Genomic DNA, 25,329 nt, shown 5'->3' on the forward strand with positions numbered 1-25,329 from the left:
GGAAAAGCGATGGCAAAGATCAAGGTTGACGGCACAGAGGTCGAGGTTCCCGATCACTATACGCTCCTTCAGGCTGCCGAAGCCGCGGGCGCGGAAGTGCCGCGTTTCTGTTTCCACGAACGGCTTTCCATCGCTGGAAACTGCCGTATGTGCCTGGTTGAAGTAAAGGGCGGACCGCCGAAGCCGGCGGCCTCCTGCGCTATGGGCGTGCGCGATCTGCGTCCGGGCCCGAATGGCGAATCCCCTGAAATCTTCACCAACACGCCGATGGTCAAGAAGGCCCGCGAAGGCGTGATGGAATTCCTGCTCATCAACCACCCGCTGGATTGCCCGATCTGCGATCAGGGCGGCGAGTGCGATCTGCAGGATCAGGCAATGGCTTTCGGCACCGACGGTTCGCGCTATCGCGAGAACAAGCGCGCTGTCGAAAACAAATATATCGGCCCGCTCGTCAAGACGGTGATGACGCGCTGCATTCACTGCACGCGCTGCGTCCGCTTCACGACCGAAGTTGCTGGCATTTCTGAACTCGGCCTCATTGGCCGTGGCGAAGACGCCGAGATCACCACCTATCTCGAACGCGCCATGACATCGGAACTGCAGGGCAACGTGATCGATCTTTGCCCGGTTGGCGCTTTGACCTCGCGTCCTTATGCGTTTCAGGCCCGTCCGTGGGAATTAAACAAGACCGAAACCATCGACGTGATGGATGCGGTCGGTTCGAACATCCGCGTCGACACCCGTGGCCGCGAAGTGATGCGCGTCATGCCGCGCGTCAACGAAGCGGTGAACGAAGAGTGGATTTCCGACAAGACCCGCTTCATCTGGGATGGCCTGCGCACCCAGCGCCTTGACCGCCCATATGTGCGCAAGGATGGCCGTCTGGTCGCCGCAACCTGGCCGGAAGCGTTCTCGGCAATCGCTGCCAAGGTTTCAGCAACCTCTGCCGACAAGATTGGTGCTGTTGCAGGCGATCTGGCTTCGGTGGAAGAAATCTATGCGCTGAAGGGTCTGATGACTTCGCTCGGCACTGCCAATATCGACAGCCGCCAGGATGGTGCAGCACTCGATCCGGCACTGGGCCGTGCAAGCTATCTCTTTAACGCAACGATTGAAGGTATTGAAAACGCTGATGCTCTGCTCATCATCGGTTCCAATCCGCGCATTGAAGCTGCCGTTCTGAACGCTCGCATTCGCAAGCGTCAGCGCATGGGCCATTTCCCGGTCGCCCTGATCGGTGAACAGGCTGAGCTGCGTTACAATTACGAATATCTGGGGGCTGGCGCTGAAACGCTTGCCGCCGTTGCTGCCGGCAAGAACGCGTTCCGCGACGTGCTGGCCAAGGCTGAGCGTCCGCTGATCATCATCGGTCAGGGCGCGCTCACCGGCGAAAACGGTCAGGCAGTTCTGTCCGCTGCTGCCAAGCTCGCTCAGGATGTCGGCGCGATCAAGGATGAGTGGAACGGCTTCTCCGTTCTGCACACTGCTGCTTCGCGCGTTGGCGCTCTGGATCTCGGCTTTGTGCCGGGTGAGGGCGGCAAGGCAGCGGGCGACATGCTGGGCAATCTGGATGTTGTGTTCCTGCTCGGTGCAGATGAACTCGACATGACCCGGAAGGGTTCGAGCTTCGTCGTTTACATCGGTACGCACGGCGATGCCGGTGCACATGCTGCCGACGTGATCCTGCCGGGCGCAGCCTATACGGAAAAGTCGGGCACCTGGCTCAACACCGAAGGTCGTGTGCAGCTTGGTAGCCGCGCCGGTTTCGCACCGGGCGAGGCAAAGGAAGACTGGGCAATCCTGCGCGCTCTTTCCGACAGCCTTGGCAAGCGCCTGCCGTTCGATTCGCTGCAACAGCTTCGTGCCAAGCTCTATGCGGACTATCCGCATATGCTGGCCATCGACACCATCACGCCTGCTTCCGCTGACGATCTCGTCGCGCTGGCAGCAAAAGCTTCCAACCTGGGCAAAGATGCATTTGTTTCCCCGGTCAAGGACTTCTACCTGACGAACCCAATAGCGCGCGCTTCCGCCGTCATGGCCGAATGCTCGGCGCTCGCGGCTGGTGGCTTCCAGCAGGCTGCCGAGTAAGCGAGAGAGAGACGGAACAATGGAAGGAATTTTTGCAGCTTACGTCTTGCCCGCGCTTATCATAGCGCTGAAGTCGGTCGTTCTGCTCGTCGTATTGTTGATCGTCGTCGCTTACCTGCTTTACGCAGATCGCAAGATCTGGGCAGCAGTACAGCTTCGTCGCGGTCCGAACGTTGTCGGTCCCTGGGGTCTGTTCCAGGCTTTCGCCGACTTGTTGAAGTTCGTCTTCAAGGAACCGATCATTCCGTCTGGCGCAAACAAGGGGGTCTTCCTCCTTGCGCCTTTCGTGTCCGCCGTTCTTGCAATGGCAACCTGGGCGGTCATCCCGGTCAGTGAAGGCTGGGCCATCGCCAATATCAATGTCGGCATTCTCTATATCTTCGCCATTTCTTCGCTTGAAGTTTACGGCGTGATCATGGGCGGCTGGGCCTCCAACTCGAAGTATCCGTTCCTCGGCGCGCTTCGCTCCGCTGCGCAGATGGTTTCCTACGAAGTCTCCATCGGCTTCGTGATCGTTACTGTTCTGCTGACGGTTGGCTCGCTTAATCTGACCGACATCGTGCTTTCGCAGAATACCGGCCTCGGCACCATGCTTGGCCTTCCGGCTTCGTTCCTCGACTGGAACTGGCTGGCTCTGTTCCCGATGTTCGTGATCTTCTTCATTTCGGCGCTTGCTGAAACGAACCGTCCGCCTTTCGACCTCGTCGAAGCTGAATCCGAACTCGTGGCCGGTCATATGATCGAATATTCGTCCACGCCGTTCCTTCTGTTCTTCCTCGGCGAATATGTGGCAATCACGCTGATGTGCGCCCTGATGACGACGCTCTTCCTTGGCGGCTGGCTGCCTCCGGTTGACGTTTGGTTCCTCAGCTGGGTTCCGGGCATCATCTGGTTCATGCTGAAGCTCTGCTTCTGCTTCTTCCTCTTCGCAATGGTGAAGGCTTTCGTTCCGCGTTATCGCTACGACCAGCTGATGCGCCTTGGCTGGAAAGTGTTCCTGCCGATCTCGCTCTTCATGGTTGTCGCAACCGCGACCTTCCTCAAAGTCTTCGGTCTGGCGTAAGGAGTAATAACTATGGCTTCATTCGCTCAAGCAGCCAAATCGCTCCTTCTGAAGGAATTCGTTGGCGCATTCTTCCTTTCCATGCGCCAGTTCTTCGCGCCCAAGGCGACGTTGAACTACCCGCATGAAAAGGGTCCGGTTTCGCCGCGCTTTCGTGGTGAGCACGCGCTGCGCCGTTATCCGAACGGTGAAGAACGCTGCATCGCCTGCAAGCTTTGCGAAGCGATCTGCCCGGCACAGGCTATCACCATCGAAGCCGGTCCGCGCCGCAATGACGGCACCCGCCGCACGGTGCGTTACGACATCGATATGGTGAAGTGCATCTATTGTGGTTTCTGCCAGGAAGCATGTCCGGTGGATGCCATCGTCGAAGGTCCGAACTTCGAGTTCGCGACCGAGACACGCGAAGAGCTTTACTACGACAAGGACAAGCTCCTCGCCAATGGTGACCGTTGGGAACGCGAAATCGCGCGTAATATCGCGATGGATGCGCCTTATCGCTGATCGGTTTTTCGATCAGTTCGAGCGTCGGATCGAAAATCGGCTTCGGTTTTCGATCACTTCGGTGCTTGGACAAGAGTTTATGAATAAAGCGGGCAAAGCAATAGGGCTTTGCTCACGGAAAGGTGTTGGGGGATCCCCATGCTGACAGGTATTGCGGCAGCGTTTTTCTATCTGTTCGCTTTCATCATGATCGCAAGCGCGTTCATGGTGATTGCGGCACGCAACCCCGTGCATTCGGTGCTGTTTCTGATCCTCACATTCTTCAATGCGGCAGCTTTGTTCCTGCTGACCGGGGCTGAGTTCCTCGCCATGATCCTGCTCGTCGTTTACGTCGGAGCTGTGGCGGTTCTCTTCCTCTTCGTCGTCATGATGCTGGATGTGGATTTCTCGGAACTGAAACGCGGTGCGCTGCAATATGCGCCGGTCGGCGCTTTGGTTGGCCTCATCTTGCTCGGCGAACTGATTTTCGTGTTCGCAAGCAACATGTTTGCACCGAAGCTGGGGCAGGGCGCTGTGCCGATCCCGAATATCGCCGAGCGGAGCAATACCGCTGCTCTGGGCGACATTCTCTACACCGACTTCGTCTTCTACTTCCAGGTTGCCGGTCTCGTCCTTCTGGTCGCGATGATCGGTGCCATCGTTCTGACGCTGCGGCACAAGCCAAATGTCAAGCGCCAGTCCATTCCGGTCCAGGTTGCTCGCACGCCCGAAACGGCGATCGAGATCAAGCAGGTCGAAACGGGCAAAGGCATCTAAGGATAAGCATATGGAAATCGGTATCGCTCATTATCTGACCGTTTCGGCCATCCTGTTTACGCTTGGCGTCTTCGGCATCTTTTTGAACCGCAAGAATGTCATCGTTATCCTGATGTCGATCGAATTGATCCTTCTTTCGGTCAATCTCAATTTCGTGGCGTTCTCCAGCCAGCTCGGCGATATGGTCGGGCAGGTCTTCGCCCTTTTCGTTCTGACTGTTGCGGCTGCTGAAGCAGCTATCGGTCTGGCAATTCTCGTTGTTTTCTTCCGTAATCGCGGCTCCATCGCGGTGGAAGACGTCAATGTTATGAAAGGTTGACGGGCAAATGCTCTATTACGCGATCGTCTTCCTTCCGCTTCTAGGCTTCCTGATTGCCGGTCTTTTCGGCAATCAGATCGGAGCCAAGGCGAGCGAATACATCACTTCCGGTTTCATGGTCGTCGTCGCGATCCTGTCTTGGGTCGTGTTCTTCCAGATTCCGCTCGGCCACGACGCGGAAACCGTTCGTATCCCGGTTCTTCACTGGGTAACGTCGGGTACGCTTTCTTTCGACTGGGCATTGCGCATCGATACGCTCACCGGCGTCATGCTGGTCGTGGTGAATTCCGTGTCGGCTCTCGTGCACATCTATTCCATTGGATATATGCACCACGATCCGCACCGTCCGCGCTTCTTCGCCTATCTGTCGCTTTTCACCTTCGCCATGCTCATGCTGGTCACGTCGGACAATCTGATCCAGATGTTCTTCGGCTGGGAAGGCGTGGGTCTGGCTTCGTACCTCCTGATCGGTTTCTGGTTCCAGAAGCCTTCGGCCAATGCAGCCGCCATGAAGGCGTTCGTCGTCAACCGCGTCGGTGACTTCGGCTTCCTGCTCGGCATCTTCGGTGTGTTCGCGCTGTTCCAGTCGGTCGACTACAACACGATCTTCGCTGCCGCAGCCAATTATCTTCCGGCTGAAGGTGCTGCCGATGCCAATCAGGTTGTTCTGAACTTCCTCGGCTATCAGCTCGACAAGCAGGGCGCGATCACGATCACCTGTCTGCTGCTGTTCATGGGCGCGATGGGCAAGTCGGCGCAGTTCCTGCTGCACACCTGGCTTCCGGACGCCATGGAAGGCCCGACCCCGGTTTCGGCTCTCATTCACGCCGCTACCATGGTTACCGCGGGCGTGTTCATGGTCGCCCGTATGTCGCCGATCTTCGAACTTTCGCAGACCGCACTTCTGGTCGTCACGATCATCGGCGCCACCACCGCTTTCTTCGCGGCAACGGTCGCTCTCGTGCAGAATGACATCAAGCGCGTGATCGCCTATTCGACCTGTTCGCAGCTCGGCTATATGTTTGCAGCGCTCGGTGTGGGGGCCTATGGCGCCGCCGTATTCCACCTGTTCACGCACGCATTCTTCAAGGCGCTTCTGTTCCTTTGCGCCGGTTCGGTTATCCATGCCGTTTCGGAAGAGCAGGACATGCGTCGCATGGGTGGCCTGCGCAAGCTGATCCCGATCACCTACTGGATGATGGTCATCGGTACGGTTGCCATTACGGGTCTGGGCATTCCGGGCACGATCATCGGCACCGCCGGTTTCTTCTCCAAGGATGCGATCATCGAATCCGTCTTCGCTTCGCACAGCGCTGCCAGCGGCTACGCTTCGACGCTTCTGATTGTTGCAGCGCTCTTCACGAGCTTCTATTCATGGCGTCTGATTTTCATGACCTTCTATGGCAAGCCGCGTGCTTCGGCCGAAGTCATGCATCATGTTCATGAATCGCCGGCCGTCATGTTCGTTCCGCTGCTGATCCTCGGCGTTGGCGCGATCTTTGCCGGTGTCGTGTTCAAGGAACTCTTCTTCGGCCACGAATATGCCGAATTCTGGAAGGGTGCGCTGTTCACCTCGGCAGCCAACCAGGTTCTTGAGGAATATCACCATGTTCCTCTGTGGGTTAAGTTGTCGCCGTTTACAGCGATGATCGTCGGCTTCATCGTCGCCTGGATCTTCTACATCCGCTCGCCGGAAATGCCGAAGGCGCTGGCTGCCCGTCATCGTGGCCTCTACCAGTTCCTTCTCAACAAGTGGTACTTCGACGAACTGTACGATTTCATCTTCGTACGTCCGGCTCGTTGGCTTGGCCGCTTGTTCTGGAAGGGTGGCGACGGCTGGCTTATTGACGGCTTCGGCCCGGATGGCATCTCGGCCCGCGTGCTCGGTGTCACCAACCGCGTCGTCAAGATGCAGTCCGGCTACCTTTATCACTACGCATTCGCGATGCTGATCGGCGTCGCCGCGCTCGTCACTTGGATGATGCTCGGGAGCTCTTTCTGATGACCGACTGGCCAATTCTCTCAACGGTCACGTTTCTGCCGCTCGTCGGCGCGTTACTGATCCTTCTGATCAAGGACGACAGCGAGGCTTCGCGTCGCAATATCCGCAACGTCGCTTTGCTGACGACGGTGTTCGTCTTCATCCTGTCGCTCGTCGTCTGGGCAGGGTTCGATAATTCGAACCCTGGTTTCCAGATGGTCGAACAGACCGGCTGGATGGGTGGCGGCATCAGCTACCACATGGGCGTGGACGGCATTTCCGTTCTGTTCGTGGTGCTTTCCGCTTTCCTCATGCCCTTCTGCATTCTCGCAAGCTGGGTATCGGTGGACAAGCGCGTCAAGGAATACATGATCGCGTTCCTCATTCTGGAAACGCTGATGATCGGCGTGTTCTGCGCGCTCGACCTGTTCCTGTTCTACGTGTTCTTCGAAGCAAGCCTTATTCCGATGTTCATCATCATCGGCGTGTGGGGCGGCAAGCGTCGCGTCTATGCAAGCTTGAAGTTCTTCCTTTACACGCTTCTCGGCTCCGTGCTGATGCTCATCGCCATCATGGCCATGTACTGGCAGGCCGGCACGATGAATATCGTCGAGCTGCTGAAGTACGACTTCCCGGCTTCGATGCAGACATGGCTATGGCTCGCCTTCTTCGCGTCCTTCGCCGTGAAGATGCCGATGTGGCCGGTTCACACCTGGTTGCCGGATGCGCACGTTGAAGCGCCGACGGCAGGCTCGGTCATTCTGGCCGGTATCCTCCTGAAACTCGGCGGCTACGGTTTCATCCGTTTCTCGCTGCCGATGTTCCCGCTGGCTTCCGCTGATTTCGCACCCTTCATCTTCGCGCTGTCGATCATCGCAATCATCTACACCTCGCTCGTCGCGATGGTGCAGGAAGACATGAAGAAGCTGATCGCCTATTCGTCGGTTGCTCACATGGCCTATGTGACCATGGGTATTTTTGCAGCCAATGAGCAGGGCCTGCAGGGCGCTATCTTCCAGATGCTGTCGCACGGTATCGTGTCGGGCGCTCTCTTCCTTTGCGTCGGTGTGATCTATGACCGCATGCATACGCGTGAGATTGCAGCTTTCGGCGGCCTGGTGAACAATATGCCGAAATATGCGGTGGCCTTCCTCATCTTCACGATGGCGAATGTCGGTCTGCCGGGTACTTCGGGCTTCATCGGTGAATTCCTGACGCTGTTCGGTGTGTTCCGGGTCAATACCTGGGTAGCGCTGTTCGCGACGACGGGTGTCATTCTCTCGGCGGCTTATGCGCTCTGGCTCTACCGTCAGGTGGTCTTCGGCGCATTGACCAAGGAAAGCCTGAAGGCGCTCCTCGACCTGAGCCCGCGTGAGAAGCTCATTCTCTACCCGCTTGTGGTGCTCACCATCTTCTTCGGCGTGTATCCGACCCCGGTCTTCGATGTGACCGCCGGTGCCGTGAACGCCCTGGTCCAACATTACGACGCAGCACTCGCGGGCACCGCGAGCGCCTTGCCGGCACAGTAAGAAATAAAGGCGTAGGTCATGCAGACTGATCTGATAGCTCATCTGACCCTTGCAGCACCGGAGGTTCTCCTTGCTGTAGGCGCCTTGGCACTGCTCATGATTGGCGTGTTCTCTGGCGAACGGGCGACCACGCTCGTCAACGGATTATCCGTCGCAGTGCTTATTGCAGCGCTGGCACTGGTGGTCCTTTTCCCGACGAACGGCGCCGCTTTCGGCGGTGCCATCGTCAATGACAGCTTCGGCCGCTTCATGAAGGTGCTGACATTGATCGGCTCCATCGTGACGCTGATCATGTCGGTCGGTTTCGCCAAGGCGGAGAAGTTCGACAAGTTCGAGTTTCCGGTCCTGATCGTACTTTCCACGCTCGGCATGCTGTTGATGGTTTCCGCATCCAACATGCTGTCGCTCTATCTCGGCCTGGAACTGCAGTCGCTGGCTCTCTACGTTCTGGCAGCATTCAACCGCGATAGCGTCCGTTCGACGGAAGCCGGTCTGAAATACTTCGTTCTCGGTTCGCTTTCTTCGGGCATGCTGCTTTATGGCATTTCGCTCGTCTACGGTTACACCGGCCATATCGGCTTTACCGAAATCGCTCAGGCCGTCTCCGGCGGTCAGCGTGAACTCGGCCTGGTCTTCGGTCTGGTCTTCATTCTGGCCGGTCTGGCATTCAAGATTTCTGCCGTTCCGTTCCACATGTGGACGCCGGACGTCTATGAAGGCGCTCCGACACCGGTAACGGCATTCTTCGCCGCTGCTCCGAAGATGGCCGCCATGGCGCTCATCATCCGTGTTGTCTCGGAAGCCTTTGCTCCGGTAACCCATGACTGGCAGCAGGTTGTGATCTTCATCGCGCTTGCCTCGATGGTCCTCGGCGCCTTTGCCGCCATCGGCCAGCGCAACATCAAGCGCCTGATGGCCTATTCCTCGATCAGCCATATGGGTTATGCGCTCGTTGGTCTGGCCGCCGGCACGGTGATTGGCGTGAAGGGCGTGATGATCTACATGGCGATCTACCTTGCCATGACGCTCGGCACCTTTGCGTTCATTCTCGCAATGCGCACCAAGGACGGCAATGTGGAGAGCATTGAGGATCTGGCTGGTCTGTCCCGCACCAATCCGGTGCTGGCAACGATCATGACCATCTTCCTGTTCTCGCTCGCGGGCATTCCGCCGCTCGCTGGCTTCTTCGGCAAGTGGTACACCTTCCTTGCCGCCGTCGAGGCTGGCCTGTATCCGCTCGCCATTATCGGTATTGTGGCTTCGGTTGTGGGTGCATTCTATTATCTGCGCATGATCAAGATCATGTGGTTCGATGAGCCGACGGGTGGTTTCGTTCCGGTCGCAGGCGAGCTTCGCCTCGTTCTCGGCGTAACCGGTGCCTTTGTGCTCCTCTACGTCTTCCTTGCTGGCCCGATCGGTGGATTTGCCGAAGCCGCTGCAAAGACGTTCTTCTAAGTAAACTGTGGCAGGTGATCGAATGCATTTTGCGCTTTCGCCTGTCGCCGAAAATGCTGGCTACCGTCTCGAGGTTTTCGAGACGGTAGGCTCCACCAACGCGGTTGCTCTGGAACGGGCAGCTAGCGGTGATCCGGGCAAGCTCTGGCTTGTCTCGAAGAGACAGGAAAGCGGCCGGGGAAGACGAGGCCGTGCCTGGTCTACGCCCGAGGGCAATCTTGCCTCCACGCTGCTTCTTGTTGAATCCTATGAGATGAAGACGGCGGCAACGCTTGGCTTCGTTGCCGGCCTGTCACTTGCCGATGCACTAGATGCCGTATTCGCGGCAACGGGACCTGCTGTTCCGCCGACGATTGGCCTCAAATGGCCCAATGACGTTTTGATCAACGGAGCCAAACTGTCGGGCATTCTGCTTGAATCTTCCATTCTGGCCAGGAATTTGTTTGCCGTTGCAATCGGCATTGGGACCAATGTCGTCGCCTTTCCGGATGATCTGCCTTATGCGGCGACGTCCTTGCAGGCTCTCGGCAGCAAATGCGATGCCGAGACCTTGTTCGCAGCCCTGTCGGACGCATGGTCGGTCAATTATCGTGTCTGGAACGAGGGGCGCGGCCTCGACGATATCCGCAAGCGCTGGCTGCAGCGTGCGCATGGCCTTGGCCAGAATGTAACCATGCAGGTTGAAGGTCGCATCATCGAAGGTCGTTTTGAGACAATCGATGAGGCGTGTCGTTTTGTTATTCGCGAAGATGATGGTTCGCGGGTTGCGGTAACGGCTGGCGATGTCTATTTCGGAACTGCTGCCACAATACGCAAATAATTGCTTTGTTTTGTATTACTGGGGTTGCAACAGGGCAGCTTTAGGTCCAGTTGATGCCGCAATAGTGCAGGATTAGAGCGCATCCCGAAAAGTGAGAAACGGTTTTCGGATAAGATGCGCGTTAAAACAAATATTTGGAGCGCGATCTGTTTCAATCAGATCGAAACGCGCTTTAATCACAGAGGAAATTTCATGGCCCGATCCAATACTACGGAACTCGTCTTTCTGCCGCTTGGCGGCGTGGGCGAAATCGGCATGAATTTGGCCATGTACGGCTTCGGTCCTGCGGATAACCGTGAATGGCTGGTCGTGGATATGGGCGTGAGTTTCGCAGGGCCGGAACAGCCGGGCGCCGATCTCATCCTGCCGGATATACGTTATCTGGAGGCCGAAAAGAACAATCTGCGCGGCATCGTTATCACGCATGCGCATGAAGACCATTTCGGCGCCTTGCTTGATCTGTGGCCGCGCCTGAAGGTTCCGGTCTATGCAACGCCATTCACTGCCGGTCTGCTCGAGGCGAAGCGGCAGTCGGAACACGGCGCGCCTGAAATTCCGATCACGATCTACAAGGCGGGCGAGAAATTTGAAGTCGGCCCCTTCAAGATTGAAGCTGTCGCGGTAACCCACTCAATTCCTGAGCCGGTTTCGCTGGCCATTACCACACCGCTTGGCACCGTTGTTCATACGGGTGACTGGAAGATGGACCCGGAACCGTCGCTCGGTCCGGTTATCGACGAGGCGCGTTTCCGTGCCATCGGCGAAGCGGGTGTGCTGGCGCTGATCTGCGACTCCACCAATGCGCTGCGCGAGGGCGAGTCCCCTTCGGAACGTCAGGTAGGGGAAAGCCTGCGTGAATTGATTGAAAATGCACGCGGTCGCGTGGCCGTCACGACCTTCTCTTCGAATGTCGGTCGTATCCGGTCGATTGCCGAAGCCGCGCGCGACGCGGGCCGACAGGTTCTGGTGGTGGGGCGTTCGATGAAACGTGCCATCTCTGTTGCGACCGAGCTTGGCTATATGGAAGGCTTGCCGGAATATCTCAGCGAAGAGGATTACGGCTATATTCCGCGCGAAAACGTGGTGATGATCCTGACCGGCAGTCAGGGCGAGCCGCGTGCGGCACTGGCAAAGCTGGCGCGTGACGAAATGCGCAGCCTCGCGCTGACGGCGGGCGATACGGTCATCTACTCATCGCGCGCCATTCCGGGCAATGAGAAGGCCATTCTCGACATCAAGAACCGCCTGATTGATCGCGGCATCAAGATCATTGGTGATGAGGACGCATTGGTTCATGTGTCGGGCCATCCGCGACGCAATGAATTGCGCCGCATGTATTCCTGGGTTCGTCCGCAAATTCTGGTGCCTGTGCATGGCGAAGCCGCTCATCTCGTTGCCCAAGGTTCGCTTGGCACGATGGAGGGCATCGAGCAGGTCGCGCAGGTGCGTGACGGCGACATCCTGCGTCTGGCACCCGGCAAGGCCGAGATTATCGATGAAGCGCCTGTCGGCCGGATCTATAAGGACGGCAAGCTGATCGGCGACGAGGAAGAAATTGGCATGGTCGAGCGCCGCAAGCTCGCCTATGTGGGGCATGTCGCCGTTTCGGTATTGCTGGACCGTGAACACAAGATCATCGATGAGCCCGATCTCGTGACTTTCGGTGTGCCGGAGGAAAACGCACAGGGCGATCTGCTGGAAGACATCCTGCTGGATGCAACCATCGAGGCAATCGACAGCATCCCGCGCGTTCGCCGCAAGGATATCGAGCTTGTCCGGGAGTCCGTGCGCCGTGCCGTTCGCGCTGCGGCAAATGAAGCATGGGGCAAAAAGCCGGTGGTGACCGTATTCGTGAATAGGATACGGTAACTACATAAATCTGTGGAATGACCGGCATGGGAGGTGCTGATGCTCGAACGCTTGAACCACGTGGCGATTGCCGTTCCGGATATTGATGCCGCAGCAGCGCTGTATCGCGGCAAGCTCGGTGCGAAAGTCACCGAGCCGCAAGCACTGCCCGAACATGGCGTAACCGTGGTTTTCATCGACGTCAGCAACACCAAGATCGAATTGCTGGAGCCGTTGGGTGAGGGGTCACCCATTACAGCCTTTCTGGAAAAGAACCCTTCCGGCGGGATGCACCACCTTTGCTATGAGGTCGCGGACATAATCGCCGCTCGCGACCGCCTCAAGGCGGAAGGCGCGCGTATCCTTGGCGACGGCGAGCCGAAAATCGGCGCCCACGGCAAACGGGTTCTGTTCCTGCATCCCAAGGATTTCAACGGTACGCTGATCGAACTGGAAGAGGTATAATCATGTCTCTGGTTTCAGGCATCGCGATTTATTTCGTCATCTGGTGGACAACACTCTTTGCGTTGCTGCCGGTTGGATTGCGCACACAGGCCGAAGAGAACGAAGTGACTTTGGGCACTGTGGCCAGCGCCCCGGCGAAACCGCGCATCGGTCGTGCGTTTCTGCGGACAACCATTGTCGCAACGCTTATTTTCGCGCTCTATTATTATATGACGCAGATCAGCGGTTTCGGCCTTGATGATATTCCACATTTCTTTCCGGATCTGACCTGATCCGTCTGCGTCAATTTCGGTATGGATTTTGAGGCTGCCTAGAAAATAGGCAGCCTTTCTTTTGTATAAAGAAAAGTGGACATATCTATCAAAAGTTGTATCAGGCATTGAGCATACGGGCGTAACTTATTGAATTTTCGACACTGCGCAACCTTGTGTCATTTGTGGCGTTGATGCTCCGCCGCATAGAATATCCTTCAAATAAATCGATTTATACTTAAGTGAAATTTAATACTTGAATGCCCGAAAGGCATCTGGATAAATCCTACAAAATCAATGTGTTATTGCGAGCTATAAAACAGCCAAATCGCGGAAAGCGTGGGTGGACTATAAGTGCAAAAAAAAAGCAAGGCTTTCGCCTTGCTAATCAAATACGCGTTCGATCCGTTTCCATTTGACTGGCGGCTGCGAAATTCGCGCCTGGATCCATCCTCCCAAGACTTTGACCGCGTGAAACCAACGGTTTTATTCCGTTGTTGCTCTTATGCTGAAAAAAATAGCGAACTGCACAGCTTTTGTCACGAAAAATCTTCTATGACGTCATATTTCTTTCGCAAATTTTCCTCAGAGAGAGTGATATATCTGTAATATATTGAAAATGAATGTGAATCTGGAGGCTGCATTTTGCGTTGCTGGTCCATTCGACGGGCAATCGCGACTGTGGATGGGGGAATCCGCTATCATGAAAGCTTTTTCAGGCGGGTTTCCAACCGGTGTATAACCCGGTAAGAAACCGACAAATATGCTTAATTTTTGCCTGATTCTTGAAGCACTCAGGCAGTCCCTCTTGATTGGTGGTTACGATGCGTCTGTCGCGGTATTTTTTGCCTATTCTGAAGGAAAACCCCAAGGAGGCGGAAATCGTCTCCCACAGGTTGATGCTGCGTTCGGGCATGATCCGTCAACAGTCGGCCGGCATCTATTCCTGGCTGCCGATCGGTCTGAAGGTTCTCAACAAGGTTTGCGATATCATTCGCGAAGAGCAGAACCGTGCAGGCGCCAATGAAATCCTGATGCCGACCATCCAGTCCGCCGACCTGTGGCGCGAAAGCGGTCGCTACGATGCCTATGGCAAGGAAATGCTGCGCATTCAGGATCGCCAGGAGCGTGATATGCTCTTCGGCCCGACCAATGAAGAAATGGTCACCGACATTTTCCGCTCCTATGTGCGCTCCTACAAGGATCTGCCGCTCAATCTCTACCACATCCAGTGGAAGTTCCGTGATGAAGTGCGCCCGCGTTTCGGCGTCATGCGCTCGCGCGAGTTCCTGATGAAGGACGCCTATTCGTTCGACCTCGACTATGAGGGCGCGAAGATGGCTTACTATCGCATGTTCGTGTCTTATCTGCGCACCTTCGCGCGTGTTGGCCTGCAGGCGATCCCGATGCGCGCCGATACCGGCCCCATCGGCGGTGATCTGTCGCACGAATTCATCATTCTGGCGGAAACCGGTGAAAGCCAGGTCTTCTGCGACAAGGCCTATCTGGATCTGGCCGTGCCGGGCGCGGACACCGATTTCCGCAACGATGCGCAGCTGACCGATATCGTCACGCGCTGGACGACGCCTTATGCGGCGACCGAGGAAATGCATGACGAGGCCGACTGGGCCAAGGTCAAGGCAGACGATCAGGTTTCGGCACGCGGTATCGAAGTCGGCCACATCTTCCATTTCGGCACCAAATATTCCGAACCGATGGGTGCGAAGGTGCAGGGTCCGGATGGCAAGGAACATCTTGTTTCCATGGGTTCCTATGGTATCGGCCCGTCGCGTCTTGTCGCGGCAGCCATCGAAGCCTTCCATGACGATGCAGGCATCATCTGGCCGAAGGCTATTGCGCCGTTCGGTGCCGGTATCGTCAACATGAAGCCGGGCGATGAAGGTTGCGACAGCGTCAGCGAGAAGATTTACGAAGCACTGACCAATGCAGGCATTGATCCTCTGCTCGACGATACGGATGACCGTCCGGGCGCGAAATTTGCCACGATGGACCTGATCGGCTTGCCGACGCAGGTGATCGTCGGCCCGCGTGGCGTCGCTGCCGGTGAAGTCGAAATCAAGGATCGCAAGACCGGCGAACGCCAGACTCTGAGCGTTGAAGCCGCAATCAACCTGTTGACGGCAGAAGCATGAGCAACGCGGCGGCAGCAAAATCCGGGGATCAGGCAAAGGTAGCGCAGAAGGCTCCGAAGTCTGGTCCATTCTCGGCTTTCGAACGGATGATCGCATGGCGATATCTGCGTGCGCGCCGCCGCGAGACTTTCATCTCGGTCATTGCCGGGTTTTCCTTCACAGGTATCATGCTGGGCGTGGCGACCCTTATCATCGTCATGGCGGTGATGAACGGCTTCCGCGCCGAGCTTCTGACGCGAATTCTTGGCATTAACGGCCATCTCATCATGCAGCCGATCGATCGCCCGCTGGATGACTACGCCGATCTCATCAAGCGGATCGACGGTATTTCCGGCATCAAGTTTGCCATTCCCGTTGTGGAAGGGCAGGCGCTTGTTCAGGGCAATATCGGTGCTGGAACCGGCGCACTGGTGCGGGGCCTGCGTGAAGAAGACCTCGACAAGCTCAAGCTTGTTTCCGGTAATATTCGTCAGGGCACGCTAAAGGGCTTCGATCAGAGCGGCGGTGTCGCCATCGGGACCCGCATGGCGGAGAATCTCGGTCTTTCCATCGGCGATACGCTGCGGGTGATTTCCCCGGATGGCGATGTGACCCCGTTCGGCGTCAATCCGCGTGTGAAAGCCTATCCGATTGTGGCGATCTTCGAGATCGGCATGTCGGAATATGACTCGTCGATTGTCATGATGCCGCTTTCCGAAGCACAGCTTTTCTTCAATCAGGAAGGCAAGGTGCAATCGCTTGAGATCTTTGTCGATAATCCCGACAAGGTGGATACGATGCGCGCGCCGGTGGAAGAGGCTGCGGGACGTCAGCTCTCGCTTGTCGACTGGCGCCAGCGCAACCAGACTTTCTTCTCCGCTCTGGAAGTCGAACGCAATGTCATGTTCATGATCCTGACGCTCATCGTCCTCGTTGCGGCGCTGAACATCATTTCCGGTCTCATCATGCTGGTGAAGGACAAGGGGCACGATATTGCGATCCTGCGAACCATGGGGGCAACCCGTGGCGCCGTGATGCGAATATTCCTGATGACGGGTGCTGCCATCGGCGTTACCGGCACTGTGGCCGGTGTTGTTCTGGGCGTTGTCGTCTGCCTCAATGTCGAGCGTCTGCGCGAGTTCTTCTCGTGGCTTTCGGGCACGACGCTCTTCAATCCGGAACTTTACTTCCTGAGCCAGTTGCCTGCGAAGATGGACCCGGGCGAAACGATTTCCGTTATCGTCATGGCTCTGGTGCTTTCATTCATCGCCACCATTTTCCCGGCCTGGCGCGCTGCCAAGCTCGATCCGGTCGAAGCATTGAGGTACGAATAAATGGCGGCTGAAATCATCATGCGGCTGGAGCGTGTCGGCCGCGCCTATAAGGAAGTCGACCGTGAACTGGTCATTCTGAAGGATGCCGATTTCACGCTTCGTCGTGGAGAAATGGTTGCTCTTGTCGCGCCATCGGGCGCGGGCAAGTCGACGTTGTTGCACACGGCGGGCCTTCTGGAGCGTCCCGACACAGGCGAAGTCTTTCTCGACGGGCGGTCCTGCAGCAAATTGTCTGACGACGAGCGCACGGCTGTGCGCCGCAACGACGTCGGTTTTGTCTATCAGTTCCATCATCTCCTGCCGGAATTCTCCGCACTGGAGAATGTGATGATGCCGCAGATGATCCGCGGGCTTTCGAAGAAGGCAGCGGCGGAGCGGGCGCAGCAACTTCTTGAATATATGAAGATCGGCAAGCGGGCCTCCCATCGTCCTTCGGAACTTTCGGGCGGTGAACAGCAGCGCGTCGCCATTGCGCGTGCCGTTGCCAATGCGCCGCTTGTCCTTCTGGCAGACGAACCGACCGGCAACCTTGATCCGACGACATCGTCTTATGTCTTCGGCGCTCTGGAGGCTCTGGTACGGCAGTCGGGGCTTGCCGCCCTGATCGCAACCCATAATCATGAACTTGCTCGCCGCATGGACAGGCGCGTGACATTGCAGGACGGCAAGGTCGTAGATCTATAAGGCCTGTCGCCATTGCCCGAGCACCATTGCCCTCGCACCTCATCCTGAGGAGCCGCTGAAAGCGGCGTCTCGAAGGACGGGGTGCGCAGTTGCTGAATAGGGGCTCATTTCTCCCGGATCCACGGCGTCCCTCGGTGACGCATCGTCGCGATACTCTCACCATCGGCTTATCGCCTCCGCAGGCTTCCGTCTGCGGTTGTATATTCACTATTCGTAAACCCTAAAATGAATGTCGTGCCGGAACAGGTGTTGACTTTGGAACAAAAATAGAACAAAAAATAAACATACGTGAACAAAGAGGAGTTTCCAACATGACCGATCTCGTCCACGACGTTCTGTCTTTCATTTCGGTAAGCCTGTTCATCGCAACTTTCGCCATATGGGTGAGCGTGATCTGAGTGTTTGAACAAGAAAACGCCAGGCCATTCAAAGCAAGGCATGGCGAATTTTGGATCAGGCGCTGACCATACAGCGGGTTCTTCTGTGAACCCGCAACGAGGTGGCGATAGTCTTACTGGACATCGCCATATCAATCCCCGAAACTGATGCTATCAGGCGACAGAGTCGCCAGCCGCGATGGGCCATAAATATGGTCCGTCACTGAAGCAATGTGCTATCAGGCGGCTACAGCTTCGGCCCGAAAATTGGAATCGATTTTCGGCAAGCACGATGCGAAGATTTAGAGCACCGGATGTATGTCCATCCAGGTGGCTCGGCAGATGATCGGGGTCGATGGAATGAGTGATGCAGCAGCAGGTAATGCAGCAAATGACGGTGCGTTGACGCCACATTTTGTGCATCTGCGGGTACACTCGGCCTATTCCTTGCTGGAAGGTGCATTGCCGCTCGGCAAGATTATCAAACAGGCGATTGCCGACGAGGCGCCGGCTATCGCAGTTACCGACACCAACAATCTGTTCGGTGCGCTCGAATTTGCGCAAAAGGCATCGAAAGACGGGCTGCAACCCATTATCGGCTGTCAGGTCGATGTTGCCTTTGGCGATCACAATGACAATGGACGCAGCGTCAATCGTCGGATTGCGCTGGACCTTGCTCCAATCGTGCTGCTTGCCGCAACGGAAGAAGGCTATGCGAATATCGTGCGGCTCGTCAGTCGCGCGTTTCTGGACACCCAGGCGGGTGATCCGGTGCATGTTGAAGCAAGCTGGCTGCCGCTACTGTCGAAGGACGTCATTGTGCTTTCCGGTGGTGCATTGGGGCCAATCGGTCGCGCTTTTGCCGCCGACCGCCCCGATAGGGCAGAGGCGCGACTGTCTTTCCTGCGTGAAGCTTTTGGTGACAGGCTTTATGTCGAATTGCAGCGTCAGGCAGGCTACGACCGTACGCTGGAAGCAAAGACGGTTGCACTCGCCTATGAGATGGACCTGCCTCTGGTAGCCACCAATGAGGCGTTCTTTCTCAAGGCGGAAGATTTTGAAGCCCACGATGCCCTTCTTGCTATCGCAGAAGGCCAGATTCTCTCTAACGATAATCGCCGCCGCCTGACACCTGATCACCATCTGAAAAGCCGCGCGGCAATGGCGGCACTGTTTGCCGATCTGCCTGAAGCACTCGACAACACGGTCGAAATTGCTGAGCGCTGTAGCTGGTACACGCAGACCCGCCAGCCGATCCTGCCGCGGTTCACGGGTGAGTCCGATGATGCGGAGGCCGCAGTTCAGGAAGAAGCCGACGAGCTGGCGCAGCAGGCGCGGGAAGGCCTGAAGATGCGTCTGGAGACCGCAGGTCTCGCAGAAGGCTATACGACGGAACAATATGCCGAACGTCTCGAATATGAGATCGGCATCATTACCCGCATGAAGTTCCCCGGTTACTTCCTGATCGTTGCCGACTTTATCAAATGGGCGAAAGCCCAAGGCATTCCGGTAGGGCCCGGTCGTGGTTCGGGTGCCGGTTCGCTTGTCGCATATGCGCTTACGATTACCGACGTCGATCCGTTGCGCTTTTCCTTGCTTTTCGAACGCTTCCTCAATCCGGATCGCGTTTCGATGCCCGACTTCGATATCGATTTCTGTCAGGACCGCCGTGAGGAGGTGATCCGCTATGTGCAGGGAAAGTACGGGCGCGATCAGGTCGCACAGATCATCACTTTCGGAACCTTGCAGGCGCGCGCAGTGCTGCGCGACGTCGGGCGCGTTCTGGAAATGCCTTATGGACAGGTTGACCGTCTGTGCAAACTGGTACCGCAGAACCCGGCCAATCCGGTGTCACTGGCTCAGGCCATCGAAACCGAACCGAAGATCAACGAGGAGCGCGAAAAGGAGCCGGTTGTCGGTCGCCTTCTCGACATGGCGCTCAAACTCGAGGGGCTTTATCGCCACGCCTCGACCCATGCCGCCGGTATTGTGATCGGTGACCGTCCGCTGTCGGAACTCGTGCCCATGTATCGCGATCCGCGTTCCGACATGCCTGTTACCCAGTTCAACATGAAATGGGTCGAGCAGGCGGGGCTGGTCAAGTTCGACTTTCTCGGTCTCAAGACGCTGACCGTTCTCGAAACGGCGGTCGAACTGGTGGCGCGCAAGGGCATCGCCATTGAACTGTCTCATATACCGCTTGATGATGCGCTGACCTATGAGATGCTGTCGCGCGGTGAAACCGTCGGCGTGTTCCAGGTTGAAAGTGCGGGTATGCGCAAGGCGCTTCTCGGTATGCGCCCGGACCGGATCGAAGATATCATTGCGCTCGTGGCGCTTTATCGGCCTGGTCCGATGGAGAACATCCCGACCTATAATGCGCGCAAGAATGGTGAGGAGGAGATCGCCTCCATTCATCCGAAGATCGATCATCTGATCAGGGAAACGCAGGGCGTTATCGTCTATCAGGAACAGGTGATGCAGATCGCGCAGGTCCTTTCCGGCTATTCGCTCGGTGAAGCTGACCTTCTGCGCCGCGCCATGGGCAAGAAGATCCGCGAGGAAATGGACAAGCAGCGAGTCCGTTTTGTGGAGGGTGCGATTGAAGGCGGCGTCGACAAGGCGCAGGCCAACATGATCTTCGACCTGCTGGCCAAGTTTGCGGACTACGGCTTCAACAAGTCGCACGCCGCTGCCTATGCCATCGTCTCCTACCAGACGGCCTATATGAAGGCTCATTATCCGGTCGAGTTCCTGGCCGCGTCTATGACCTACGATATGTCGAACACCGACAAGCTCAACGATTTCCGGCGCGAGGCCAATCGTCTGGGCATTGAAGTCGTCCCGCCTTCGGTGATGACTTCCGTCCGTCCGTTTGAAGTCGGCGAAAAGCGGATCTTCTACTCGCTCGCAGCCATCAAGGGCGTGGGCGAGGCGGCAGTCGATCATATTGTCGATGTGCGTGCCGAGAAGCCTTTTGAAAGCCTTGAGGATTTCTGTGAGCGGGTCGATCCGCGCATCGTCAACCGGCGTGTGCTGGAAAGCCTCATCAATGCCGGTGCAATGGATTGTTTCGGTCGTGAACGCCCGGCCATGAGTGCAGGCATGGATCGTATCATGGGCTTCGCCCAGCGTACACAGGAAAATGCCGCCAGCGGCCAGTCCGATATTTTCGGTCTGTCAGGTGCGCCGAAGGAAACGCTTATTCTGCCGCAGGCGGCTCCCTGGCTGCCATCGGAAATGCTGCATCGTGAGTTTCAGGCGGTCGGCTTCTATCTTTCGGCGCATCCTCTTGATGAATATCGCGATGTGCTCAACCGCATGCGCGTTCAGAGCTGGGCAGATTTTTCCGCAGCCGTGAAACGCGGCGCCAATGCTGGTCGTCTGGCAGGAACCGTGACAGCCCGTCAGGAGCGCAAGACCCGCACCGGCAACAAGATGGGTATTGTGCAATTGTCCGATGCCAGCGGCCAGTTCGAAGCTATCCTGTTCTCGGAAGGGCTTGCGCAATATCGCGATCTTCTGGAAAGCGGCAAGTCGGTGGTGATTACGGTTCAGGCTGAAAATCGCCCCGAAGGAATTGGCTTGCGTATCCAGACGGTACAGTCGCTTGAAGACGAGGCCTGCCGCATGCAGAAAGCGTTGCGGCTTTACCTGCGCTCCGCTGACGCGGTCCGGCATATCGCACCGCATTTCAACACGCGCGGCGACGGACAGGTGAGCCTCATCGTCATCAAGGATAACGGTCAGCGCGAAGTCGAAATCGAGCTACCGCATCGCTATCGCGTCAGTCCGCAGATCGCCAGTGCCATGAAAGCCATTCAGGGCGTCGTTGACGTGGAACTGGTTTGAGTGAGCGCGCATCCCGAAAAGTGTGAAACGGTTTTCGGACAAGATGCGCGTTTGGACAAATAATTAGAGCGGCGCTCTAATTAAGGCAAAGCGGGAGCGTGCCCGTTTTGCGATCTGTTTGCATCAAAAACCGGCGGCGATGTGGATATTTCACCACCGATTTTGCGGCGAACGCCTGTCAGAAATATGGCGTTTTTGTGATTGGCATCAATAGGCGGCGGTGAAGCGCTTGCGAATATGCTGGCCCTTTTCAGCCTCGTCCAGAATGGCAACAGCCAGATCAGCGACAGAAATCTTGCTTTCACTCTTGTCGTCGAAAACGGGTTCGTCGCCGCCGAGGCGGTATTTGCCAGTGCGCTCGCCCGGCTGAAGAATGATTGCCGGCGACACAAATGACCATTCCAGTTCATTCTCACCACGCAGGTCGTCGAGCGCCTGACGGGCGCCGAGCGCGCCTTCCTTCCATTCGGCAGGGAATTCCGGCGAGTCGACCAATTGTTTGCCATTGATGGAGAGACTGCCTGCGCCGCCGACGGCTATGAGCCGCTTGACGCCTGCCTTCTTGGTCGCCTCGGTGATGGAGCGGCTGCCATTGATATGCTTTTCGCGGATATTCTTGTCGTTCCAGCCTGGATTGTAAGCTGAAATCACGATGTCATGCCCAGCAAGTTGCTTTGCAAGCGCTTCGGTATCGAACACGTCTGCCTTTACTGCCGTAACATTGGCGAATTTTTCAACGTTTTCCGGGTGGCGAACAAGCGCTGTGACCTGGTCGCCGCGTGCCACAGCTTCCTTGAGAATTGCAGCGCCTACGAAACCCGTTGCGCCGATCAGTGCGATCTTGGTCATGGCATTTTCCTTTCCGATCTTCTCGTATCGAACGAATTAAGGTATGTTTCATAATCAGGTTATTTCTGGTAACCACATATGCGATGCTGCCAAGCTTGTGAAGAACGCACTTTTACATGGGCAGGATACATGGAAGTAACCGCCTTGAAGGACAGCATCTGGAGTCGTTTCAGTTAAAGCGGATCCGCGGGATCACTCTAACGCTTGGTTTTTACGCATTTTTTGCGCGTTGAAGAGAGATAGGAAATCGTTCGGCAAACTGGTTTTCAGCGCAGGCGCTTCGCACTGTTGCTGGGAGCTCTCTAAATTGAATGATGCCGAAGAACACTGATCCGCCAGCAGTTTTCGTGGAGAAACAAGATGACGATACCGATACGCCCAGACGGCAAGACCCCTTTGCTTTCATCGACACCCGCTTTTGAAGCTGATGGTGAGGGTTCCTGTCCGATCCGCGAAGTGCTGGATAGGGTTGGCGATACCTGGAGTATTCTCGTCATTTTCAATCTTCAAGGCGGCTCGATGCGCTTCAATGCTCTGCGACGCAGCATTGAGGGCATTTCGCAGCGCATGTTGACGGTTACTCTGCGGTCGCTGGAGCGGGACGGTCTTGTGTCCAGACATGTCCACCCGACATCTCCGCCAGAAGTGGAGTATGCACTGACCGAACTTGGGCATTCTCTGGCGGTTCCCATCGATGTGCTGGGCCAGTGGGCTGTCAGGAATCGCGCGCTGCTTCGCGACGCACGCACCCGTTTTGATGGGAGCGTGGCTCGATAAGAATATACTTTAGAAATAGAAGCTTACAGCGATGATTTGATTCAATCAGATAGAAATGCGCTCAAAAAAGGAACCGGCCTATCTCCGTCTGCGTTTGCTTAATCAAACAGGAGAAAATCCCATGCCCGCAAAATCCCAGGCCCAACAGAAAGCCGCCGGTGCCGCGCTTGCTGCCAAACGCGGTGAAATCAAGAAGAGCGAGCTCTTCGGTGCATCGAAAGAAATGTATGAATCGATGACCGAAAAGGAACTTGAAGAGTTTGCTGAAACCAAGCGCAAAGGCCTGCCGCAACACGTAGACGACAGAAAGAAACACTGAATATGGTTGGCGAGCGCCGTCAGGCACTCGCCGCAATGGCTACTTGCCGGTTTTGTTCGGTGCCAGTTCGATTGCTTTCAGCTTGCCATCCGTAATGCCACAGCGCAGCGTGATGCTATCCCATTTCGTTGAAGCGCTTTTGTTGCGCGCTTCGCCGGGAACCGAAATGACTGCGGAAACCTTGCGTGGGTCACTCGTGCTGAATTTCGAAGACTTATCATTGGTTTCTGCTGATGAAATGTCATCCTTTGTGAAGCCGAGACGATCATATTTCTTGCTTTTCTTGACGTAATCATAAGCACTGGCAATGCAGTCCGCGACCTGCGGCGCTGCTTGCTGATCCTTCACCAAAGTCTGGTAGTTGCCCGTAAAATCCTTTGATCTTTTCGGGACAGCATCAGCATGGGCAGCGGTGGAAAAGCCAAGTGCGAAAATTGCGGAAATTATGAGTTTGGTCGATTTCATGCCCCATGTCCTTCTGGAAACCCGTCGTTCACAAGCGAGCGGCAGGATTGAACCGATAATAGAATAGAGATTACAGACGCAATTCTGATTTTTTTATGAATTTCCAACGCTTACGACGATATCCTACTGGCAGATACGTGCAAGGCAAGACTTGCCATGGCATCCTTGGTCGAGATGCATATTGGTGCGATGGGCTGCATCACCGTCCGGGCCGATGACTGTCATGAAAAGCTTGCAGCTTGCGCTGTGCACGGCACGCCAGAAAGCCTTGTCCTTGTCGGAACCGTTCCAACCGCTTTCCAATTCCGTCTTGGTGCCGTCCGAGAATTTGAACGACATGATGTCGAGCGCGTTGGCAAAGGCGTGCTCGGAAACCCGACCCGACGAAGCGCCGTTCACCTTCCGGCATTGATAGTCCGAGCCGGTTCCGATTTCCGCGATTTTTAAATCTGTCCCGTACACGTCTTTGGCTGCCTTGGTCACTTCACCGCTCCATTGCGCCAGCGTGACGGCCATCGCGCAATTTGTGGTGACGGCATTGGCGAATTTCAAAGGTTCGTCCTTACCGATAGCGGTTAGGGACAACGGCGAGTGTGCTCCGCATTGCTCGCCATCCTTGACCGGGGGTAACAGCTTGCCCTCGACTTCGCCGGAAATCAGCGCCGGGCAGGATACCTGATAGACACGTTCGTCCTTCTCCGGCTTTGGCTGCTGAGCGCGGTCAGATTTCGGTTCTTCCAATTTTTGGTCTGGCTGGCTCGGATTTTCAGCCGGTTTTGGCGGCTCTACCGAAACCGGTGCAGTTCGAGAACCCGGGACGGGCTGCGACGGCTCCCTGGATTCTTCCGGCTTTTCCGTCGGAACGGGCGGGGTTTCCGGTTCCGGTGTTTGGGTTGCTGTTTCCTCCCGGCGGGGAGCAGGTGTCGGAACGGGTATTGTCATGCCGGGAACGGGTTTTGTATTGGGCTTTGCCGGGGCGCTTTCCGCCTGCTTTGTGGCTTGCGGTTTTGGCACCGATTTCTTCGGAGTGCGCTTTGCTGCAGGACGTTTGCGATGTTGCTTTGCCTTTTGGGCGTCCTGCTTCAGGATGCGTTCGATGAAAGTTTGCGCCTGTGCCTCGTCAGAACCGATGCCCGAAAAACAGGGTATCGCAACAAGGCCAAGCGCAATCAGAGCGGTGAATGCACCCTTGCCGGGCAGGGAAAAAGACAAAGCCATTGATGCCTCATAAATTGCGGATCCGTCATGCCTAATGATGAAACAAGCAAGGACGTTCCTTCACGCTTGATGGCAAGTCGTAGCAAATGGTAGGAAAGGCACACTGGATGCCGGTTTTTCAGGCTTTTCCGGCTCGTTGAGCTTGACAAGATAACCACTGCAAGACTAAAAGCCGCCCATCGCTGGTGCGTTTTCGCGCTGGCGTTTCATTTGACGTGTCCCGTGGATGAAGATCGCTGC

At 56.3% G+C, this 25,329-nt stretch carries 21 protein-coding genes; 18 read left to right on the forward strand and 3 right to left on the reverse strand.

What is annotated here, in order from left to right; genetic code table 11:
- The first annotated feature begins 9 nt into the window (after window positions 1-9).
- The 16 genes from nuoG to dnaE all read left to right on the forward strand — a co-directional run bounded on the left by nuoG (window position 10) and on the right by dnaE (window position 21,461).
- The gene (gene nuoG, locus CQZ93_RS05190) at window positions 10-2,091 is read left to right on the forward strand and encodes an NADH-quinone oxidoreductase subunit NuoG (RefSeq protein WP_105541636.1); all 2,082 of its coding nucleotides are present in this window, start codon (window positions 10-12) and stop codon (window positions 2,089-2,091) included.
- A gap of 19 nt (window positions 2,092-2,110) precedes the next feature.
- Complete coding sequence (gene nuoH / locus CQZ93_RS05195) at window positions 2,111-3,154, forward strand: NADH-quinone oxidoreductase subunit NuoH (protein ID WP_105541637.1); 1,044 nt, start codon at window positions 2,111-2,113, stop codon at window positions 3,152-3,154.
- 12 nt (window positions 3,155-3,166) lie between these two features.
- Window positions 3,167-3,658: an NADH-quinone oxidoreductase subunit NuoI gene (nuoI, locus tag CQZ93_RS05200; RefSeq protein WP_007874549.1), complete on the forward strand. Its 492-nt coding sequence runs from the start codon at window positions 3,167-3,169 to the stop codon at window positions 3,656-3,658.
- Between the two features lie 138 nt (window positions 3,659-3,796).
- Complete coding sequence (locus CQZ93_RS05205; protein ID WP_105541638.1) at window positions 3,797-4,414, forward strand: NADH-quinone oxidoreductase subunit J; 618 nt, start codon at window positions 3,797-3,799, stop codon at window positions 4,412-4,414.
- A gap of 10 nt (window positions 4,415-4,424) precedes the next feature.
- Complete coding sequence (gene nuoK, locus CQZ93_RS05210) at window positions 4,425-4,733, forward strand: NADH-quinone oxidoreductase subunit NuoK (protein ID WP_006466598.1); 309 nt, start codon at window positions 4,425-4,427, stop codon at window positions 4,731-4,733.
- A gap of 7 nt (window positions 4,734-4,740) precedes the next feature.
- Window positions 4,741-6,735 carry an NADH-quinone oxidoreductase subunit L gene (gene nuoL / locus CQZ93_RS05215; RefSeq protein ID WP_105541639.1) on the forward strand — a complete coding sequence of 665 codons (1,995 nt, stop codon included), beginning with the start codon at window positions 4,741-4,743 and terminating at the stop codon, window positions 6,733-6,735.
- Window positions 6,735-8,243 carry an NADH-quinone oxidoreductase subunit M gene (locus tag CQZ93_RS05220; protein WP_105541640.1) on the forward strand — a complete coding sequence of 503 codons (1,509 nt, stop codon included), beginning with the start codon at window positions 6,735-6,737 and terminating at the stop codon, window positions 8,241-8,243. The genes nuoL and CQZ93_RS05220 overlap by 1 nt, the downstream gene beginning before the upstream one ends.
- Window positions 8,244-8,261: 18 nt before the next feature.
- The gene (gene nuoN / locus CQZ93_RS05225; RefSeq protein WP_105541641.1) at window positions 8,262-9,698 is read left to right on the forward strand and encodes an NADH-quinone oxidoreductase subunit NuoN; all 1,437 of its coding nucleotides are present in this window, start codon (window positions 8,262-8,264) and stop codon (window positions 9,696-9,698) included.
- A gap of 22 nt (window positions 9,699-9,720) precedes the next feature.
- Entirely contained in the window at window positions 9,721-10,518 is a 798-nt protein-coding gene (locus CQZ93_RS05230) for a biotin--[acetyl-CoA-carboxylase] ligase (RefSeq protein ID WP_105541642.1), read from the forward strand.
- Window positions 10,519-10,710: 192 nt separating this feature from the next.
- On the forward strand, window positions 10,711-12,387 hold the full coding sequence (locus CQZ93_RS05235) for a ribonuclease J (RefSeq protein WP_105543185.1): 1,677 nt from the start codon (window positions 10,711-10,713) through the stop codon (window positions 12,385-12,387).
- 39 nt (window positions 12,388-12,426) lie between these two features.
- Entirely contained in the window at window positions 12,427-12,831 is a 405-nt protein-coding gene (gene mce / locus CQZ93_RS05240) for a methylmalonyl-CoA epimerase (protein WP_105541643.1), read from the forward strand.
- A gap of 2 nt (window positions 12,832-12,833) precedes the next feature.
- Window positions 12,834-13,103: a DUF1467 family protein gene (locus CQZ93_RS05245; protein WP_105541644.1), complete on the forward strand. Its 270-nt coding sequence runs from the start codon at window positions 12,834-12,836 to the stop codon at window positions 13,101-13,103.
- Between the two features lie 803 nt (window positions 13,104-13,906).
- The gene (proS, locus tag CQZ93_RS05250; protein WP_105541645.1) at window positions 13,907-15,235 is read left to right on the forward strand and encodes a proline--tRNA ligase; all 1,329 of its coding nucleotides are present in this window, start codon (window positions 13,907-13,909) and stop codon (window positions 15,233-15,235) included.
- Window positions 15,232-16,548, forward strand: a complete 1,317-nt coding sequence (locus tag CQZ93_RS05255) for a lipoprotein-releasing ABC transporter permease subunit (RefSeq protein ID WP_105541646.1) — start codon at window positions 15,232-15,234, stop codon at window positions 16,546-16,548. The genes proS and CQZ93_RS05255 overlap by 4 nt, the downstream gene beginning before the upstream one ends.
- Window positions 16,549-17,232, forward strand: coding sequence for an ABC transporter ATP-binding protein (locus CQZ93_RS05260; RefSeq protein ID WP_105541647.1), 684 nt, complete (start codon window positions 16,549-16,551; stop codon window positions 17,230-17,232). It abuts the gene before it with no gap.
- A gap of 737 nt (window positions 17,233-17,969) precedes the next feature.
- Entirely contained in the window at window positions 17,970-21,461 is a 3,492-nt protein-coding gene (gene dnaE, locus CQZ93_RS05265; protein WP_105543186.1) for a DNA polymerase III subunit alpha, read from the forward strand.
- 207 nt (window positions 21,462-21,668) lie between these two features.
- On the opposite strand, the gene CQZ93_RS05270 is transcribed toward dnaE, so the two are convergent.
- Entirely contained in the window at window positions 21,669-22,310 is a 642-nt protein-coding gene (locus CQZ93_RS05270) for an NAD(P)-dependent oxidoreductase (RefSeq protein ID WP_105541648.1), read from the reverse strand.
- Window positions 22,311-22,670: 360 nt separating this feature from the next.
- Here CQZ93_RS05270 and CQZ93_RS05275 point away from each other — a divergent pair, with 360 nt between their 5' ends.
- Both CQZ93_RS05275 and CQZ93_RS05280 read left to right on the forward strand, forming a co-directional pair.
- The gene (locus CQZ93_RS05275) at window positions 22,671-23,087 is read left to right on the forward strand and encodes a winged helix-turn-helix transcriptional regulator (RefSeq protein ID WP_105541649.1); all 417 of its coding nucleotides are present in this window, start codon (window positions 22,671-22,673) and stop codon (window positions 23,085-23,087) included.
- A 121-nt stretch (window positions 23,088-23,208) separates the two neighbouring features.
- Window positions 23,209-23,406: a DUF3008 family protein gene (locus CQZ93_RS05280; protein WP_105543187.1), complete on the forward strand. Its 198-nt coding sequence runs from the start codon at window positions 23,209-23,211 to the stop codon at window positions 23,404-23,406.
- A 39-nt stretch (window positions 23,407-23,445) separates the two neighbouring features.
- Here the strand turns inward: CQZ93_RS05280 and bspC are convergent, their stop codons facing one another.
- Window positions 23,446-23,871, reverse strand: coding sequence for a type IV secretion system effector BspC (gene bspC, locus CQZ93_RS05285; RefSeq protein ID WP_105541650.1), 426 nt, complete (start codon window positions 23,869-23,871; stop codon window positions 23,446-23,448).
- Window positions 23,872-23,994: 123 nt separating this feature from the next.
- Window positions 23,995-25,089, reverse strand: coding sequence for an extensin family protein (locus tag CQZ93_RS05290; protein ID WP_105541651.1), 1,095 nt, complete (start codon window positions 25,087-25,089; stop codon window positions 23,995-23,997).
- Between the last annotated feature and the right edge of the window lie 240 nt (window positions 25,090-25,329).

It is taken from the genome of Ochrobactrum vermis (genome assembly GCF_002975205.1).
In the GTDB taxonomy this organism is placed as follows: Bacteria; Pseudomonadota; Alphaproteobacteria; order Rhizobiales; family Rhizobiaceae; genus Brucella; species Brucella vermis.